The 18,378-nt window shown below is 63.2% G+C and carries 19 protein-coding genes; all 19 read right to left on the bottom strand.

The window, feature by feature from the left end:
• Position 1: 1 nt before the first annotated feature.
• A complete protein-coding gene (locus GR158_RS12870; RefSeq protein ID WP_134650740.1) occupies positions 2-742 on the bottom strand; it encodes a biotin--[acetyl-CoA-carboxylase] ligase in 741 nt (246 codons plus the stop codon).
• Positions 743-765: 23 nt separating this feature from the next.
• Positions 766-2,208, bottom strand: a complete 1,443-nt coding sequence (gene nuoN, locus GR158_RS12865) for an NADH-quinone oxidoreductase subunit NuoN (protein ID WP_134650736.1) — start codon at positions 2,206-2,208, stop codon at positions 766-768.
• A gap of 16 nt (positions 2,209-2,224) precedes the next feature.
• Complete coding sequence (locus tag GR158_RS12860) at positions 2,225-3,739, bottom strand: NADH-quinone oxidoreductase subunit M (RefSeq protein ID WP_134650737.1); 1,515 nt, start codon at positions 3,737-3,739, stop codon at positions 2,225-2,227.
• Positions 3,739-5,736, bottom strand: a complete 1,998-nt coding sequence (nuoL, locus tag GR158_RS12855; RefSeq protein ID WP_160871389.1) for an NADH-quinone oxidoreductase subunit L — start codon at positions 5,734-5,736, stop codon at positions 3,739-3,741. The genes GR158_RS12860 and nuoL overlap by 1 nt, the downstream gene beginning before the upstream one ends.
• A 7-nt stretch (positions 5,737-5,743) precedes the next feature.
• Positions 5,744-6,052 (bottom strand): NADH-quinone oxidoreductase subunit NuoK, encoded by a 309-nt coding sequence (nuoK, locus tag GR158_RS12850; protein WP_134650739.1) that lies wholly within the window; start codon positions 6,050-6,052, stop codon positions 5,744-5,746.
• Positions 6,053-6,077: 25 nt separating this feature from the next.
• Positions 6,078-6,692 (bottom strand): NADH-quinone oxidoreductase subunit J, encoded by a 615-nt coding sequence (locus GR158_RS12845; RefSeq protein WP_160871388.1) that lies wholly within the window; start codon positions 6,690-6,692, stop codon positions 6,078-6,080.
• A gap of 98 nt (positions 6,693-6,790) precedes the next feature.
• The gene (gene nuoI / locus GR158_RS12840; protein ID WP_023513863.1) at positions 6,791-7,282 is read right to left on the bottom strand and encodes an NADH-quinone oxidoreductase subunit NuoI; all 492 of its coding nucleotides are present in this window, start codon (positions 7,280-7,282) and stop codon (positions 6,791-6,793) included.
• A gap of 36 nt (positions 7,283-7,318) precedes the next feature.
• A complete protein-coding gene (gene nuoH, locus GR158_RS12835) occupies positions 7,319-8,365 on the bottom strand; it encodes an NADH-quinone oxidoreductase subunit NuoH (RefSeq protein WP_134652270.1) in 1,047 nt (348 codons plus the stop codon).
• Positions 8,366-8,385: 20 nt separating this feature from the next.
• The gene (nuoG, locus tag GR158_RS12830; protein WP_160871387.1) at positions 8,386-10,464 is read right to left on the bottom strand and encodes an NADH-quinone oxidoreductase subunit NuoG; all 2,079 of its coding nucleotides are present in this window, start codon (positions 10,462-10,464) and stop codon (positions 8,386-8,388) included.
• Between the two features lie 95 nt (positions 10,465-10,559).
• On the bottom strand, positions 10,560-11,240 hold the full coding sequence (locus tag GR158_RS12825) for a hypothetical protein (RefSeq protein ID WP_202402265.1): 681 nt from the start codon (positions 11,238-11,240) through the stop codon (positions 10,560-10,562).
• Positions 11,241-11,244: 4 nt separating this feature from the next.
• Positions 11,245-12,549 (bottom strand): NADH-quinone oxidoreductase subunit NuoF, encoded by a 1,305-nt coding sequence (gene nuoF / locus GR158_RS12820; protein WP_160871386.1) that lies wholly within the window; start codon positions 12,547-12,549, stop codon positions 11,245-11,247.
• A gap of 11 nt (positions 12,550-12,560) precedes the next feature.
• Positions 12,561-13,694, bottom strand: coding sequence for an NADH-quinone oxidoreductase subunit E (locus GR158_RS12815; protein ID WP_160871385.1), 1,134 nt, complete (start codon positions 13,692-13,694; stop codon positions 12,561-12,563).
• A 16-nt stretch (positions 13,695-13,710) separates the two neighbouring features.
• A complete protein-coding gene (locus GR158_RS12810) occupies positions 13,711-13,950 on the bottom strand; it encodes a hypothetical protein (RefSeq protein ID WP_134652280.1) in 240 nt (79 codons plus the stop codon).
• Positions 13,950-15,140: an NADH-quinone oxidoreductase subunit D gene (locus GR158_RS12805; RefSeq protein WP_134652282.1), complete on the bottom strand. Its 1,191-nt coding sequence runs from the start codon at positions 15,138-15,140 to the stop codon at positions 13,950-13,952. The genes GR158_RS12810 and GR158_RS12805 overlap by 1 nt, the downstream gene beginning before the upstream one ends.
• A gap of 64 nt (positions 15,141-15,204) precedes the next feature.
• Positions 15,205-15,591: a four helix bundle protein gene (locus tag GR158_RS12800; protein WP_160871486.1), complete on the bottom strand. Its 387-nt coding sequence runs from the start codon at positions 15,589-15,591 to the stop codon at positions 15,205-15,207.
• 42 nt (positions 15,592-15,633) lie between these two features.
• Entirely contained in the window at positions 15,634-16,239 is a 606-nt protein-coding gene (locus tag GR158_RS12795) for an NADH-quinone oxidoreductase subunit C (protein WP_134652283.1), read from the bottom strand.
• An 18-nt stretch (positions 16,240-16,257) separates the two neighbouring features.
• Positions 16,258-16,833 carry an NADH-quinone oxidoreductase subunit B family protein gene (locus tag GR158_RS12790; RefSeq protein ID WP_134652285.1) on the bottom strand — a complete coding sequence of 192 codons (576 nt, stop codon included), beginning with the start codon at positions 16,831-16,833 and terminating at the stop codon, positions 16,258-16,260.
• Positions 16,824-17,189, bottom strand: a complete 366-nt coding sequence (locus GR158_RS12785) for an NADH-quinone oxidoreductase subunit A (protein ID WP_134652287.1) — start codon at positions 17,187-17,189, stop codon at positions 16,824-16,826. Before GR158_RS12785 ends, GR158_RS12790 begins: the two co-directional genes overlap by 10 nt.
• A gap of 288 nt (positions 17,190-17,477) precedes the next feature.
• A complete protein-coding gene (locus GR158_RS12780) occupies positions 17,478-18,365 on the bottom strand; it encodes a prohibitin family protein (protein ID WP_160871384.1) in 888 nt (295 codons plus the stop codon).
• Positions 18,366-18,378: the final 13 nt, after the last annotated feature.

Below are 18,378 nucleotides of genomic sequence, written 5' to 3'. Positions count from 1 at the left end.
CCTATCCAAAAAATACGTCGCCGGCCGCGATCAAGCGCGTGCCGCCGTCATCCGTCTCCAGCTTGAGGAGACCTGTATCATCAATTCCCGCAAAGCGCCCGGAAATCGAACGGTCCGGGAGATTGACCGTTATGTTTTCGCCGATGCCGCCGGCGACCTGCTTCCAGCGCTCCATGATCACGGCGATGCCCTGCCCGCCATCCCACAAGGACAGCGTCTTTGCCATCGACTGGAAGAGATGGGCGAAAAGTTCGTCGGGGGAAGCGGATACGCCGAAATCGCGCAGCGTGGCCACGGGATAGAGGCCCGCCTCCGGGGCGACGGCCACATTGATGCCGATGCCGATGACCAGCGCATGCCGGCCGTCGGCAAGCGTTTCCCCTTCCACCAGGATGCCGCAGACCTTGCGGCGCTCGATGAGGATGTCATTGGGCCACTTGATCAGCACATCGGGCGCATCGAGCGGCACCACGCGGCTGATCGCATCCTGCACCGCAACGGCGACGGCGAGCGGCAGGGAGCCGAGACGGTCCATCGGCGCCGCATCGATCAGCAACAGCGACGCGTAGAGATTGCCGGGCTCGGAGAACCATGCGCGGCCGCGCCGCCCGCGACCGCCGGTCTGGCGCACGGCGGTCACCCAGAGACCGGAAAGCGCGCCCTTTCGGGCGCGCTCCAGGCATTCCGTGTTGGTCGAACTCACATCCGTGAGCGCCTCGTGCCGGAAGTCGTCAAGCGACATCAGGCGAGGATGACCGGACCGGCTCAAAAGAAGGTCCGTGCCGCCGCTTCGGCTGCGTTGCCGATCGGCCCGCCGATCAGGATATAGCCGAGAACGAAGAGGCCGGAGAGACCGAAGACCAGCTTCAGCTCGCCCGACGTGCGCGCGAATTCGCCGGTCGGCTCGTCGAACCACATCACCTTGATGACCCGCAGGTAATAGTAGGCGCCGACGACCGACGACAGCACGCCGATGATGGCCAGCGCATAGAGATGCGCCTCGATCGCCGCCATGAACACGAAGTACTTGGCGAAGAAGCCGGCCATGGGCGGAATGCCGGCAAGCGAGAACATGAGGACCGTCAGGACGGTCGCCATGAAGGGATTGGTCGAGGACAGACCCGCGAGGTCGTTGATATCCTCGACATTGCCGCCTTCCTTGCGGCGCATGGCGAGGATGCAGGCGAAGGTGCCGAGCGTCATGACCATGTAGATGAGCATGTAGAGCGCAACGCCGCGCACACCGGCCATGGAGCCGGCGGCAAGGCCGACCAGCGCATAGCCCATATGGCCGATGGAGGAATAGGCCATCAGGCGCTTGATGTTCTTCTGGCCGATGGCGGCGAACGAACCGAGCAGCATCGAGGCGATCGAGATGAAGACGATGACCTGCTGCCAGTCGGCGACGACGGGCTCGAAGGCGTCGATGACGATGCGCACGAGCATGGCCATGGCGGCGACCTTCGGCGCGGCCGCGAAGAAGGCCGTGACCGGGGTGGGCGCGCCTTCATAGACGTCCGGCGTCCACATGTGGAACGGCACGGCGGAGATCTTGAAGGCAAGGCCGGCAAGGATGAAGACCAGGCCGAAGACGAGACCGAGCGAACGGCCCTCGGCGGTCAGCGCGGAGGCGATTTCCTGGAAGCCGATCTGGCCGGTGAAGCCGTAGACCAGCGACATGCCGTAGAGCAGCATGCCCGAGGACAGCGCGCCGAGCACGAAGTACTTCAGGCCGGCTTCCGTCGAGCGCAGGCTTTCGCGGTTGATGGCGGCGACGACATAAAGCGCGAGCGACTGGAGTTCCAGCGCCAGATACAGCGACAACAGGCTGTTGGCCGAGATCATCAGCAGCATGCCGAGCGTCGACAGCACGATCAGCACCGGGAACTCGAAGCGGTCGAGCTGGTCGGAACGCGCGTGACCGACCGTCATGACCATGGCCGTGATCGAGCCGATCAGCGCCAGCACCTTCATGAACCGCGCGAACGGGTCGGAAATGAAGGCGCCGCCATAGGCCTGGCCCTCGCCCGTGGCGAGCACCAGCCAGAGGCCGGAGATGATGAGCAGCGCGACGGCAAGACCGGTGACCGTCGTCCCGGAGCGTTCGCCCGAGAAGACACCGATCATCAGCAGGGCCAGGGCGCCAACGGCCAGAATGATCTCCGGCATCGAGAGCTGCAGGCTGGCGAGGATTGTATCAGCAGTCATGTCTAGGGTCCCGTCGTCAGTTCGCCAGAAGCGCAACAGAGTGCTGCGCCGCTTGCAGAGCCGCGGAATATTGGTTGAGCAGGGCGTCGACCGAAGCCGCCGTCACATCGAAGACCGGTGACGGATAGACACCGAAGAAGATGGTCAGGATACCCAGCGGATAAAGCAGGAGCTTTTCACGGCCCGAGAGATCGAGCAGCGACTTCAGGCTTTCCTTCTCGAGCGCACCGAAGATCACCCGGCGGTAGAGCCAGAGCGCATAGGCGGCCGAGAGGATGACGCCGGTGGTCGCAAAAAGCGCAACCCAGGTGTTGGCGCGGAAGACGCCGAGCAGCGTCATGAACTCGCCGACGAAGCCGGACGTGCCGGGAAGGCCGACATTCGCCATGGTGAACAGCATGAAGGCGACGGCGTATTTCGGCATGTTGTTGACGAGGCCGCCATAGGCCGAAATCTCGCGGGTATGCAGCCGGTCATAGACCACGCCGACGCAGAGGAAGAGCGCGCCCGAGACGATGCCGTGCGACAGCATCTGGAAGATGGCGCCCTGCAGGCCCTGCGCATTCGCCGCGAAGATGCCCATCGTGACATAGCCCATGTGGGCGACCGACGAATAGGCGATCAGCTTCTTGATGTCGTCCTGCATCATGGCCACCAGCGAGGTGTAGATGATGGCGATGACCGACAGCGTGAAGACGAAGGGCGCGAAATAGTCCGAGGCGAGCGGGAACATGGCGAGCGAGAAACGGATGAAACCGTAGCCGCCCAGCTTCAGGAGCACGCCCGCCAGGATGACCGAACCCGCCGTCGGCGCCTGAACGTGCGCGTCGGGAAGCCAGGTATGCACCGGCCACATCGGCATCTTCACCGCGAAGGATGCGAAGAAGGCGAGCCACAGCCAGGTCTGCATATGGGCCGGGAAGTTGTAGGCGAGCAGTTCCGTGATGTCGGTCGTGCCGGCCTGCCAGTACATCGCCATAATGGCGAGCAGCATCAGCACCGAGCCGAGCAGCGTGTAGAGGAAGAACTTGTAGGATGCGTAGACGCGATCCTTGCCGCCCCACACGCCGATGATGATGAACATCGGAATGAGGCCCGCTTCGAAGAACACGTAGAACAGCACGATGTCGAGCGAGACGAAGACGCCGACCATGAACACTTCCAGAAGCAGGAAGGCGATCATGTAGGCCTTCAGGCGCTTCTCGATGGTGTTCCAGCTCGCCAGCACGCAGAACGGCATCAGGAAGGTCGAGAGGATGACGAACAGCATGGAGATGCCGTCGACGCCCAGATGGTAGGAGATGCCGGTGCCGAGCCATTCATGCTTCTCGGTCATCTGGAAACCGGGGTTCGAATAGTCGAAGCCGATCCAGATGAAGAGCGAGAGCACGAAGGTGAAGACCGTCGTCAGCAGCGCGACATTCAGGATGTTGCGGCGGCCGTACGGGCTGTCTTCACGCGTCAGCAGCAGAAGCGCCACGCCGACGAGCGGGAGAAAGGTGACCGCTGAAAGAATGGGCCAATCGGTCATCAGAGGGAACTCCCGAGCATCATCCAGGTGACGAGTGCTGCAATACCCAGCAGCATCGCGAATGCGTAGTGATAGAGGTAACCGGTCTGGAGGCGCACGACACGGTCGGTGACGTCGACGACGCGGGCGGCGACACCGTTCGGGCCGAGACCGTCGATGACGGCGCCGTCACCCTTCTTCCAGAGGAACCGGCCCAGAGCCTTTGCCGAACGCACGAAGAGGAAATCGTACAGTTCGTCGAAGTACCACTTGTTGAGCAGGAACTGGTAGAGGCCGCGGTGCTGTTCCGCCAGGTATTTCGGGGTCTCCGGCGAGCGGATGTACATGTACCAGGCGGTGACGAAGCCGAGTGCCATGGCGGCGAACGGGCTCCACTTCACCCACAGCGGGACGTGGTGGTACTCGTTGACGAGGTCGTTGCCTGGCAGCGTGAACAGAGCGCCCTGCCAGAACTCGCCGTAGTGATGGCCGAAGAAATATTCGACGAAGATCACACCGGCGAAGATCGCGCCCACGCCCAGAATGTAGAGCGGGATCAGCATCACGGCCGGCGATTCGTGCACGTGGTGCATGACGTCTGCGGATGCGCGCGGCTTGCCGAAGAAGGTCATGAAGGCCAGGCGCCAGGAATAGAAGCTCGTGAAGAGCGCGGCGATGACCAGCAGCACGAAGGCGAAACCGGCAACCGGGCTGTGCGACGCGAAGGTCGATTCGATGATCGCATCCTTCGAGAAGAAGCCGGCGAAACCGATGACGGTGCCCGGAATGCCGACGCCGGTCAGCGCGAGCGTGCCGATCGTCATCATCCAGAAGGTGATGGGGATGTGCTTGCGCAGGCCGCCCATGTAGCGCATGTCCTGCTCGCCATCGACGGCGTGGATGACGGAACCCGCGCCGAGGAACAGCAGGGCCTTGAAGAAGGCGTGCGTGAACAGGTGGAAGACGGCCGCGCCATAGGCGCCGATGCCGAGCGCCACGAACATGTAGCCGAGCTGCGAGCAGGTCGAATAGGCGATCACGCGCTTGATGTCGTTCTGCACGAGGCCGACGGTCGCGGCGAAGAAGGCCGTGATCGCGCCGACGAGCGTGACGACCATCAGGGCGTCATGCGACAGTTCGAAGACCGGCGACATGCGGGCGACGAGGAAGACGCCTGCGGTGACCATGGTCGCGGCATGGATGAGGGCCGAAACCGGGGTCGGGCCTTCCATGGCGTCCGGAAGCCAGGTGTGCAGCAGGAACTGCGCCGACTTGCCCATCGCGCCCATGAAGAGCAGCAGGCAGGTGGCCGTCAGCGCATGCGACTTGTCGAGCGACATGCCGAACAGGTTGATGACGGGTTCGGCCGCATCCGCAGCCCCTTCGGCCGGCAGATAGGTGGCGGCGGTCGCGAAGATCGTTTCGAAATTGATCGAGCCGAACAGCACGAAGACGCAGGAAATGCCGAGAATGAAGCCGAAGTCACCGACGCGGTTGACGATGAACGCCTTCATGGCGGCCGCACTGGCCGAGGGCTTCTTGTACCAGAAACCGATCAGCAGATAGGACGCCAGACCCACGCCTTCCCAGCCGAAGAACATCTGCAGCAGGTTGTCGGCGGTCACCAGCATGAGCATGGCGAAGGTGAAGAGCGACAGATAGGCGAAGAAGCGCGGCCGATGCGGATCGTGGTGCATGTAGCCGATCGAGTAGATGTGCACGAGCGTCGAGACCGTGTTGACCACGACGAACATCACGGCCGTCAGCGTGTCGACGCGGAACGCCCATTCGACATCGAGGTTGCCGGACTGGATCCAGCGCAGCACGCTGACCTTGATCATCTCCGTCTCGCCCATGGCGACGTCGAAGAAGACGATCCACGACAGCACGGCGGCGATGATCATGAACCCGGACGTGACGTATTCCGACGCCTTGGCGCCGATGGCGTTGCCGCCGATGCCGGCGATCAGGAAGCCGATCAGCGGAAGAAAGACGATTGCCTTGATGATGGTATCCATGACCCGATCAGCCCTTCATCACGTTGACGTCTTCGACGGCGATCGAACCGCGGTTACGATAGAAGACGACGAGAATTGCAAGACCGATGGCCGCTTCCGCAGCCGCGACGGTCAGAATGAACAGCGCGAAGACCTGGCCGACGATGTCGTTCAGGAACGCCGAGAACGCGATCATGTTGATGTTGACCGCAAGCAGGATCAGTTCGATCGACATCAGGATGACGATGACGTTCTTCCGGTTGAGGAAGATGCCGAAGACGCCGAGGGTGAAGAGGATGGCGCTGACCGTGAGATAGTGGGAAATACCGATTTCCATGATGCTTTTCCTTGTCCGCGCGGCCTCAGATGCCCTGCCCGGGCTTCACCTTGACCACCTCGACGGCGGTTTCCGGCGTACGGGCAACCTGCTGCGAGATGTTCTGGCGCTTGATGTTTGGCTTGTGGCGCAGCGTCAGCACGATCGCGCCGATCATGGCGACGAGCAGCACGAGGCCGGCGATCTGGAAGAAGTAGACGTAGTGCGTATAGAGCACGTCGCCGAGTGCCGCCGTGTTGGTGCGCTCCGTCACCGGCGGGATCGGCATGGAGACGTTCGAGGCGATCTCCGGCGAAAGCGTCGAACCGCCGATGACGACGATGAGCTCGATGGCCAGGATGACGCCGATGAGCGCGCCGACCGGTGCATATTCAAGCACGCCCGCGCGCAAGGCGGCGAAGTCGATGTCCAGCATCATGACGACGAAGAGGAAGAGAACCGCCACGGCGCCGACATAGACGACCAGCAGGATCATCGCCAGGAACTCGGCGCCCGTCAAAAGGAACAGGCCCGCCGCGTTGAAGAAGGTGAGGATCAGGAACAGCACGGAATAAACCGGGTTCCTCGACGCGATCACCATGAAGGCGGACGCCACCGCCACGAAGGCGAACAGATAGAAGAATAGAGCCTGCAGACCCATTTTGGTGCCTTTTCGTCTTCCCCGGAGAAGGTCCCCCCTCCCCGTCGAAGCCTGACGACCCTCTCGTCAGGCACTTGAAATTCAATACGCCCCGCCGATCAGCGGTAAGGCGAGTCCATCGCGATGTTGCGGGCGATTTCCCGCTCCCAGCGATCGCCGTTCTCGAGGAGCTTCTGCTTGTCGTAGTAGAGCTCTTCGCGCGTCTCGGTCGAGAACTCGAAGTTCGGACCTTCGACGATGGCGTCGACCGGGCAGGCTTCCTGGCAGAAGCCGCAATAGATGCACTTCACCATGTCGATGTCGTAGCGCACCGTGCGGCGGGTGCCGTCGTTGCGGCGCGGACCGGCCTCGATGGTGATGGCCTGGGCAGGACAGATCGCCTCGCACAGCTTGCAGGCGATGCAGCGCTCTTCGCCATTCGGGTAACGGCGCAGCGCATGCTCGCCGCGGAAGCGCGGAGAGACCGGGCCCTTTTCGAAGGGATAGTTCACCGTTGCCTTCGGGCGGAAGAAGTAGCGCATCGACAGGAAGAACGCGCCGACGAATTCCTTGAGGAACAGCGAATTTACGGCTTGCGAAAGACTAGCCATTTCAAGCTCCAATGCTGCTGAGGCGGGAGACGGTCATCATGGCGACCAGCCCGTGAGCTTCAGCACGAATGCGGTAATGACGACCATGGCAAGCGAGATCGGAAGGAAGATCTTCCAGCCGAGACGCATGAGCTGGTCGTAGCGGTAGCGCGGCACGAAGGCCTTCACCATCGCGAACATGAAGAAGACGAGAAGCGCCTTCAGGACGAACCATACGATGCCCGGAACCCAGTTCAGGAACCAGACGTCGACCGGAGGCAGCCAGCCGCCGAGGAAAAGGATCGTGGTCAGCGCGCACATCAGGCAGATGGCGGCATATTCGCCGAGCATGAACATCATGTACGGGGTGGAGCCGTACTCGACCATGAAACCTGCGACGAGTTCGGATTCCGCTTCCGGAAGGTCGAAAGGCGGGCGGTTCGTCTCGGCCAGCGCCGAGATGAAGAAGACCACGAACATCGGGAACAGCGCCAGCCAGTGCCAGTCGAGGAACGACGGCGGCAGGCCGAGGCGCGTGCCGAGACCGTCGCTCTGCGCGTTGACGATATCCGACAGGTTCAGCGAACCGACGCAGAGCAGCACGGTGACGATGACGAAGCCGATCGACACTTCATAGGACACCATCTGCGCGGCCGAACGCAGCGCGCCGAGGAACGGGTACTTCGAGTTCGAAGCCCAGCCGCCCATGATGATGCCGTACACTTCGAGCGACGAGATCGCGAAGATGTAGAGGATGCCGACATTGATGTTGGCGATCATCCAGCCGTCGTTGACCGGGATCACCGCCCAGGTCGCCAGCGCCAGCGTCACCGAAACGAGCGGGGCCAGCAGGAAGATGACCTTGTTGGCCGTTGCCGGGATGACCGGCTCCTTGAAGACGAACTTCAGAAGGTCGGCGAAAGATTGCAGCAGGCCGAAGGGGCCGACGACGTTCGGGCCGCGGCGCAGCTGAACGGCCGCCCAGATCTTGCGGTCTGCCAGAAGGATGAAGGCGATCGACACCAGAAGCAGCACCAGCAGCAGAAGCGACTGGGCCACGATGATGAGGCCGGGCCAGACATAGGTCGAAATGAAAGCGTCCATAACGTCTTATTCCTTCGCGCTCATTCCGCCGCGGCTTTGAAATTGTTGCGGGCAAGCGCCGAGCATTCGGCCATGACCGCGGAGGCGCGCGCTATCGGGTTCGTCAAATAGAAGTCTTTGATCGGAGACGCAAACCCGGAATTCGCCATCGTCCCGCCTTTTTTCGCAAGGGCCGAGAGATCGGCGATTTCGCCCGGTGCGATCTCGTCGATCGCGGCGAAATGCGGATGCGCGGCATAGAGTTTTGCACGCAGCTGGACGAGCGAATCGAACGGCAGCTTCTTGCCGAGAACGTCGGAAAGCGCACGCAGGATCGCCCAGTCCTCGCGGGCGTCGCCCGGTGCGAAGCCGGCGCGGTTGCCCATCTGGACGCGGCCTTCCGTGTTGACCCAGGTGCCCGACTTCTCGGTATAGGTCGCGCCCGGCAGGATGACATCGGCGACATGCGCCGCGTTGTCGCCATGCGAGCCGATATAGACGGTGAAGGCGGACTTCTTCGCGAAGTCCATCTCGTCGGCGCCGAGCAGGAAGAGCACGTCCGTACCGTCAAGCATCTCGGCGGCCGTCTTGCCGCCCTCGCCCGGCACGAAGCCGAGGTCGAGCGCGCCGACGCGGGCGGCGGCGGTGTGCAGCACGGCAAGGCCGTTCCAGCCGGCCGTGACCGCACCGACAGTCTCCGCAAGCGCCGAGACAGCCGAGAGAACGGCGAGGCCATCGGCGCGCGACAGCGCGCCCTGGCCGACGATGATCATCGGACGCTCGGCCTTCTTCAGCGTTTCGGCAAACGAGATCGAACCGTTGATGAGGCCGGACAGCGTGTCCGTGCCGGCGCCGAGATATTCGTAGCCGTAGCGCAGTTCGCCCTGCTCGCCGATCACGCCGATCGGGAAGTTGTCCATGCGCCAGCGCTTGCGGATGCGGGCGTTGAGCACGGCGGCTTCGAGGCGCGGGTTGGAGCCGACGATGAGCAGCGCGTCGGCCTGCTCGATGCCTTCGATGGTCGGGTTGAAGATATAGCTTGCACGGCCGAGCGACGGATCGAGCACCGAACCGTCCTGGCGGCAATCGATGTTCACGGAACCGAGCGAGGTCATCAGCTCGCGCAGCGCGTAGATTTCCTCGACGGAGGCCAGATCGCCGGCGATGGCGCCGATGCGGTCGCCCGGCTTGCCGGCAACGGCGGCCTTGATGGCGCCGAAGGCCTCGGCCCAGGAGGCGGGCTGCAAGCGGCCGTCCTTGCGGACATACGGACGGTCGAGACGCTGGGTCTTCAGGCCGTCCCAGATGAAGCGGGTCTTGTCGGAGATCCACTCTTCGTTGATCTCTTCGTTGACGCGCGGCAGGATGCGCATGACTTCGCGACCGCGCGTATCGACGCGGATGGCCGAGCCGACGGCGTCCATGACGTCGATGGATTCGGTCTTGTTCAGCTCCCACGGACGGGCCGTGAAGGCGAAAGGCTTGGAGGTCAACGCGCCGACCGGGCAGAGGTCGACGACGTTGCCCTGGAGCTCCGAGGTCATCGCCTGCTCGAGATAGGTGGTGATCTCGGCGTCTTCACCGCGGCCGATCAGGCCGAGCTCGGTGATGCCGGCGACCTCGGTCGTGAAACGAACGCAGCGCGTGCAGTGAATGCAGCGGTTCATGATCGTCTTGACGAGCGGGCCGATATACTTGTCCTCGACCGCGCGCTTGTTCTCAGCGTAGCGCGACGAGTCGATGCCGAAGGCCATCGCCTGGTCCTGCAGGTCGCATTCGCCGCCCTGGTCGCAGATCGGGCAATCCAGCGGGTGGTTGATGAGCAGGAACTCCATCACGCCTTCGCGCGCCTTCTTGACCATCGGCGTGGTCGTGAAGACTTCCGGCGGTTCGCCGTTCGGGCCCGGCCGCAGGTCGCGCACGCCCATGGCGCAGGAGGCCGCCGGCTTCGGCGGGCCACCCTTCACCTCGACGAGGCACATGCGGCAGTTGCCGGCGACCGAAAGCCGCTCGTGGAAACAGAAGCGCGGAACTTCGGCGCCCGCCTCCTCGCACGCCTGAAGCAGCGTGAAGTGGTCAGGGACTTCGATTTCTTTTCCGTCGACGATCAGCTTTGCCATATCTCAATCCCGCTTTGACGCGAACCGCGTCTCACCAGCGCCATTCTCTCTCCGGCCTTCGGCCCGGGACATGACCCGGGCCTTCGCCTTCGTTTCTACTGCCGGTCCGGGCGGGTCTTTCCCCTGCCCTTCGCCAGCGTCCTTGCCTGCTCCACCCAGCCATCGCGGGCAATCCGCCCGCCAGCGCCGAGTTCGGCCTCGATCCTTGCGACATCCGCGTCCCCGAGGGCTGCGATGTCGGCGTAGCGCGTGAAGCCCATGCCGTTCAGCACCTGCTCCAGCTTCGGCCCGATGCCCGAAATCATCTTCAGGTCATCGGCCTTGGCGGCCTTCTTCACCGGCGCCGTGCGCACCGGCTTTTCGTCCGCCGGCTTCGGCGTCGCGGTCTTGTCCCGCGCCACCTTCGCCTTCCGTTCGACGGCGGGCGTCTGCGCCTTCGCCACCGGTTCCTTCGGCACCCCCCTCAGCACCGGCTTCGCCCCGACCGGCTCTGCCTTGGCCCTGGCGGCCAGATCCGCCGCCTCGTCCAGCACCGCCTTTGCCTGTCCCGTGGCACCCTGCATCAGCCCCAGCATCGCGCCGGCCATCTGGCCGGCAAGCCCGAAGCCGATCGCCGCCGTCGCGGCCATCGCCGCGACCGGATGCGCCATCAGCGGATGCAGCGGCACATCGGGCACATCCTTCAACCACTGCGCCATCCCGAAGGGGTCGTCGCCGGCCGCTTCGGCCGGCGGGACATTGGTGGCATTTCCATCCTGTCCGGCCGGCGTCTTCATCGTCTTACTCCGCTGCTTCCAGCACCGCGCCATGGTCCATGGCATTGGCGGTGTACTGGTCGATCCGCGCCTCGATCTCGGGGCGGAAATTGCGGATGAGGCCCTGGATCGGCCAGGCGGCCGCGTCGCCAAGTGCGCAGATCGTGTGACCTTCGATCTGCTTGGTGACGTCGAACAGCATGTCGATCTCGCGCTTCTGCGCGTTGCCGCGCACCATGCGCTCCATCACGCGCATCATCCAGCCCGTGCCTTCGCGGCAGGGCGTGCACTGGCCGCAGCTCTCGTGCTTGAAGAAGGCCGAGATGCGCCAGATCGCCTTGATGATGTCGGTGGAGCGATCCATGATGATCATGCCACCGGTGCCGAACGAGGACTTCACCTCGCGCAGGCCGTCGAAATCGAGCGTGACGTTCATCATGTCCTCGGCCTTGACGACCGGGCAGGATGCGCCGCCGGGAATGACAGCCAGCAGGTTGTCCCAGCCGCCGCGAATGCCGCCGCCGTGCTTCTCCACCATCTCCTTGAAGGAGATGCCCATGCTTTCCTCGACGGTGCAGGGCGTGTTGACGTGGCCCGACATCATGAACAGCTTGGTGCCGACATTGTTCGGGCGGCCGAACGAGGAGAACCAGCCGGCGCCGCGGCGCAGGATCGTCGGGGTGACGGCGATCGACTCGACGTTGTTGACGGTCGTCGGGCAACCGTAGAGGCCCATATTGGCCGGGAATGGCGGCTTCAGGCGCGGCTGGCCCTTCTTGCCCTCGAGGCTTTCGAGCAGTGCGGTCTCTTCGCCGCAGATATAGGCGCCGGCGCCGTGGTGGACGAAGACATCGATGTCATAGCCCAGCTTGTTGTTCTTGCCGAGCAGGCCCGCGTCGTAGCACTCGTCGATGGCCGCCTGAAGCGCCTCGCGCTCGCGGATGAACTCGCCGCGCACATAGATATAGGCGGCATGGGCGCCCATGGCGAAGGACGCGACGACGCAGCCCTCGATCAGCGTATGCGGATCGTGGCGCAGGATATCGCGGTCCTTGCAGGTGCCGGGCTCGGATTCGTCGGCGTTCACGACGAGGTAGTGCGGACGGCCGTCGGATTCCTTCGGCATGAAGGACCATTTGAGACCGGTCGGGAAGCCGGCGCCGCCGCGGCCGCGCAGGCCGGACGCCTTGATCTCGTTGATGATCCAGTCGCGGCCCTTTTCGAGAAGCTGCTTGGTGCCGTCCCACTGGCCACGGGCCATGGCGCCTTTCAGCGACCTGTCCTTGGTGCCGTAGATATTGGTGAAGATGCGATCCTGATCTTTAAGCATGGTTCACCTCTTTACCGCGGCTTCTTGCCGAAAACGCGGATGTATTCCGCTTCGCCGCCCTTGGCGAGCGCCTTGGCCTGCTTGACCCAGTCGTCGCGCTCGATGCGGCCCTTGAAGTTCAGATAGCCGTCGACCCACTCGCGCTCGGCCTTCTTCCAGGACGCGACCTGCGCAAAGGTGAAGATGCCGAGTTCGTGCAGGGTGCCCTCGATCTTCGGGCCGACGCCGGAGATCAGCTTGAGGTCGTCGACCGTGGCCGGGCGCTCGATGCCGGCCGGACGGTTCTTGTCGTTCAGCGACGGCTTGGCGACGGCAGCCGCCGGCTGCTTTTCGTCGGCGTCGCCACCCTCGGCGCGCGTTTCGCCCTTTACCTTGGCGTTGGCGGCGGCTTCCGCCTTGGACGTCAGCGGCGTCTTGACCGTCGGATCGGTTTCAGCGGCGTCCGTCTTCGGCTTGGCGGCATTCGACGGGGGAACGCTGACGCTCTCATCCGCCGTCTTGCGGCTGCGCGGCGCCGTCTTGCCGACGGCGGCGTCCGACGCGGTGAGGCTGGTGAGGCCGCCGGCCGGTGCGGAGAAGACGCGCTCGATCTGCGGACCGGTCGCCACTTCGGCGCCCTCGCCCGCGTCGAAACGGTCGATGATGGTCTCCAGCCGCTCGGGCGTCAGGTCTTCGTAGCTGTCCTTGAAGATCATGATCATCGGCGCGTTGACGCAGGCGCCCTGACACTCGACCTCTTCCCAGGACAGCGTGCCGCTCTCGTTGCGGTGGAAGGGCTCCGGATGGATGCGCTTCTTGCAGACATTGATCAACTCTTCCGCGCCGCGCAGCATGCAGGGCGTCGTGCCGCAGACCTGGATATGGGCGCGCGTACCGACCGGCAGAAGCTGGAACTGCGTGTAGAAGGTCGCGACTTCGAGCACGCGGATATAGGCCATGTCGAGCATGTCGGCGACGGATTCGATCGCCGCCTTGGTGACCCAGCCATCCTGTTCCTGCGCCCGCATGAGCAGCGGGATCACGGCCGACTGCTGGCGGCCCTGCGGATACTTGTTGATGGTCGCCCTGGCCCAGGCCGCATTCTCCTCGGTGAAGGCGAAGCTGGCGGGCTGAACATTATCATCGGCTAGTCGACGAACGGACATTCTGTAACGCCTTGTCTCAGTTAATCTGCCGGCACTGCGTTCTCGTCGTGTTGACGAACTCGCAGGCGTAGACAGACTTCTCTTTCTGCATGAATAGGACGTAACGGCTGCCATTCGGCGCCGCCGCCTTGATCTCATAGCCCTGCCCCGCCAGCTGGCCGATCGTCGACGACGCGTTGCCCTCGCCGCCCTCCTGCGCAAGCGCAGGCACGGCGGTCAGGACAGCGGCGACGATGGCAAGGGCGGCTTTCGGCATCAGCGGTCAACCTCGCCGAACACGATATCCAGCGAGCCCAGGATCGCCGAGACGTCGGCAAGCTGGTGGCCACGACAGATGAAATCCATCGCCTGCAGGTGGGCATAGCCCGGGGCGCGGATCTTGCAGCGATACGGCTTGTTGGTGCCGTCGGCGACGAGATAGACGCCGAATTCGCCCTTCGGCGCTTCGACGGCCGCATACACCTCGCCCGCCGGCACGTGATAGCCTTCGGTATAGAGCTTGAAGTGGTGGATGAGCGCTTCCATCGAACGCTTCATCTGGCCGCGCTTCGGCGGAACCATCTTGCCGTCGATGGAGGAGACCGGGCCGACCTTGGCGTCGCCGAGCAGGCGGTCGACGCACTGGCGCATGATCTTCGCCGATTCGCGCATCTCGATCATGCGGATGACATAACGGTCATAGCAGTCGCCGTTCTTGCCGATCGGAATGTCGAAGTCGAGGTCGGAATAGCACTCGTAGGGCTGCGAGCGACGCAGGTCCCAGGCCGCGCCCGAGCCACGCACCATCACGCCCGAGAAGCCCCAGGCCCAGCAGTCTTCCAGCTTCACGACGCCGATATCGACGTTGCGCTGCTTGAAGATGCGGTTGCCGGTCAGAAGCGCGTCGATATCGTCGACGGTCTTCAGGAACGGGTCGATCCACTTGCCGATATCTTCCACCAGCTCGTGCGGCAGGTCCTGATGCACGCCACCCGGACGGATATAGGCCGAGTGCATGCGCGCGCCGCAGGCACGCTCGTAGAACACCATCAGCTTTTCGCGCTCTTCGAAACCCCAGAGCGGCGGCGTCAGCGCGCCGACGTCCATGGCCTGGGTCGTGACGTTGAGCAGATGCGACAGGATGCGGCCGATCTCCGAATAGAGCACGCGGATCAGCTGCCCGCGGATCGGAACCTCCGTGCCCGTCAGCTTCTCGACGGCCAGCGCGAAAGCATGTTCCTGGTTCATCGGCGCGACGTAGTCGAGGCGGTCGAAATAGGGAACGGCCTGAAGATAGGTCTTCGTCTCGATCAGCTTCTCGGTGCCACGGTGCAGCAGGCCGATATGCGGATCGACGCGCTCGACGATTTCGCCGTCGAGTTCAAGAACCAGACGGAGAACCCCGTGCGCCGCAGGATGCTGCGGGCCGAAGTTGATGTTGAAATTGCGAACGTTGTGCTCGTTCATGGGCGCGCTCCGCGCTGGGAGGGAGTAGCGAATAGCGAATAGCGAATAGTGTTCGTCGATCGATTCATAGCTTGTCCTGCAGACTTCTGATCAGAGCGCGCAACATTTTTCCGATATCTTCCGAGCGATCGATCAGTTCTTTGAACTTATGATCCTCTAAAAAGCCTACCCTGTTGGCTATGATCAAATGGGTCTCGAACTCCTTCAAGGATCCTTGAGAAAATCTCAGAAACTGAATGAAATGAGCTGTGGTCTCTCGTCCATGGCCTTCCGCTATATTGGCCGCAACGGAGCCGGCCGCTCTTCGCATCTGGGACGTCAACCCGTAAAGCTCACTCCTCGGAAAATCTCCAGTGGTCTTATAGGCTTCGACAGCGAGTTCTATCGCCACCTGCCAGACTCGGAGTTCCTTATAGGAGTTTACCGTCTGCTTCTCCTTCGTCTCGGCGATAACTATTCGCTATTCGCTACTCGCTATTCGCGGTTACATTAATCAGTTCGTCTTCGCCTTCTCATCCCCCGGCAGCACGTAGTCCGTGCCTTCCCAGGGGGAGAGGAAGTCGAAGTTACGGAATTCCTGCTTCAGCTCGACCGGTTCGTACACGACGCGCTTGACCTCGTCGTCATAGCGCACTTCCACGAAACCGGTCGTCGGGAAGTCCTTGCGCAGCGGGTGCCCCTCGAAACCGTAGTCGGTGAGGATGCGGCGCAGGTCCGGGTGGCCGGTGAAGAGGATGCCGTACATGTCGTAGGCTTCGCGCTCGAACCAGTCGGCGCCCGGATAGACGGAACAGGCCGAGGGAACGGGAACGTCCTCGCCGGTCGCGACCTTGACGCGGATGCGCAGGTTCTGGCGCGGCGACAGGAGGTGGTAGACCACGTCGAAGCGCTCGGCGCGCGCCGGCCAGTCGACGCCGCAGATATCGATGAGATTGACGAAACCGCACTGCACGTCATCGCGCAGGAAGGTCAGAAGCTCGACGACGCGCGCGCCGTCGGTCTTCAGGGTGAGTTCGCCATAGGCGATGTCGGCGGACGACACCAGGCCGCCGGCGACTTCGCCGATGTGGGAGGAGAGCTCCCGCAGAGCTTCGCTCATATCTAAAGTCCCCTGCCCTTAACGCTCGATCGTACCGGTCCGGCGGATCTTCTTCTGCAGCAGGAGCACGCCGTAGAGGAGCGCTTCCGCCGTGGGAGGACAGCCTGGTACATAGATGTCGACCGGCACCACGCGGTCACAGCCGCGCACCACCGAGTAGGAATAATGATAGTAGCCGCCGCCATTGGCGCAGGAGCCCATCGAGATGACGTAGCGCGGTTCCGGCATCTGGTCATAGACCTTGCGGAGCGCGGGCGCCATCTTGTTGGTCAGCGTGCCGGCGACGATCATGACGTCGGACTGGCGCGGGCTGGCGCGCGGCGCAAAGCCGAAGCGCTCCACGTCGTAACGCGGCATGGAAAGCTGCATCATCTCGACGGCGCAGCAGGCCAGGCCGAAGGTCATCCACATCAGCGAGCCGGTACGGGCCCAGGTGATGAGCTCATCCGTGGAGGTGACGAGAAAACCCTTGTCGGCGAGCTCGTTGTTGATCTCGCCGAAGAAGGCATCGTTGCTGCCAATGGGCTTGCCGGTCGAGGGATCGATGATCCCCTTCGGCTGCGGCGCGACGAGCGTGTTGGATGCTACTCCCATTCGAGTGCTCCCTTCTTCCATTCGTAGATAAAGCCGATGGTCAGGACACCGAGGAAAACCATCATCGACCAGAAGCCGAACCAGCCCAGGTCGCCGAAGGAAACGGCCCAGGGGAAGAGGAAGGCCACTTCGAGGTCGAAGATGATGAAGAGGATCGACACCAGATAAAAGCGGATGTCGAATTTCATGCGCGCATCGTCAAAAGCGTTGAAGCCGCACTCGTAGGCGGAAAGCTTTTCCGAATCAGGGGCCTTGTATGCGACGGCAAACGGCGCGACCAGCAGCGCAAGGCCGATCACAAGCGCGATACCGATGAAGATGGCGATCGGAATATAGGAACCGAGAAGTTCAGTCATTGGCGTCCATCCTGCCTGCGATCGGCGCCGGAGAGACGCCTGTTGGTTCAAGACCTGCAAGCCGATAAAGTATGTTGCAACGCCCTGTCGTTAGCGCAGCGAGCGCCCCCGCGCAAGGCTTTGTCCCGCTTTCGCCGCAATCAATCTTCGCTTTTGAGACAGGAGCGGCGAAAGCCCGCGGGAAGCCGTTTAAATCGTTACGATTTCATGACGGGCGGCATTCGGGGCGTTTCGCCGCAGGCGCGGGCCAAAACCGCGCCTGCGCCTTTGTCGCCTTGGATTGAACCCTCAATTCGGGTTGAGGTTGAGCATGGGAACGGCGCCGCCCGGCAGCATGGTGCGCGGCAGCTGGCCATCCCATTTCTCCGCCTGCGTCAGCGCCACGAGGCCGGGATTGTCCTTCAGCGCGTCGCCCCGCGCCTTGATCGCTTCGGCCTCCGCCTCGCCGCGCAGGCGGATCGCTTCCGATTCGGCCTGCGCCGCCAGCCTGACGGCATCGGCCTGCGCCTGGGCCTCCGCACGCCGCGCATCGGCCTGGGCGCGCGCCTGCGTCACCGTGATTTCCGCCTGCACCTTCTCGCGCTCGGCGTTCTGCCGCAGGCGCTGCACCTCGACCTCGGCCAGCATGCGCTGCTCGATGCTTGCCTCGTAGGCATCCGAAAAATCGATGTTCTCGATCTGAACGCTATCGATGAGGACGGGGCCGGAGACGCCCTGCTGGATGGCGGAGGCGATTTCCGCGTTCAGCCGTCCGCGCTCCTGGATCGCCGTCACCGCATTGAAGCGGCCGAACACCGTCTTCGTCTCCTCGAAGACCTTGCGCTCGATCAGGCGCGACAGAAGCCCGTCCTCCCCACCATAGGTGGCGTAGACTTCCTGCACGCGGTCGGCGGGTATGCGATAGTTCACCGAAAGACGAATCTCCGCCGGCTGCTGATCGCGGCTGTAGGCTTCCATCTTCTCATAGACCACCGCCTTGGACTGTACGGACACGCGCACGATCGAATCGATGAAGGGCAGCTTGAAGCCGAGACCCGGCTCGGCCGTGCCGGAAATGGCGCCGTAGCGCAGGATCACGCCGCGCTCCCCCTGATCGACGGTGAACCAGGAGCCGAACAGAATGCTGAGCGCGACGAGCGCAGCGCACCCGGCCAGAATCATCGTGATGTTTCGCATGCGAATCCTCTCT

Origin of the sequence: Shinella sp. AETb1-6, assembly GCF_009826875.1 — a bacterium.
Lineage (GTDB): Bacteria > Pseudomonadota > Alphaproteobacteria > Rhizobiales > Rhizobiaceae > Shinella > Shinella sumterensis.
Note: the sequence above shows the minus strand (reverse complement) of the source record. Positions and strands in the feature narration are given on the sequence as shown.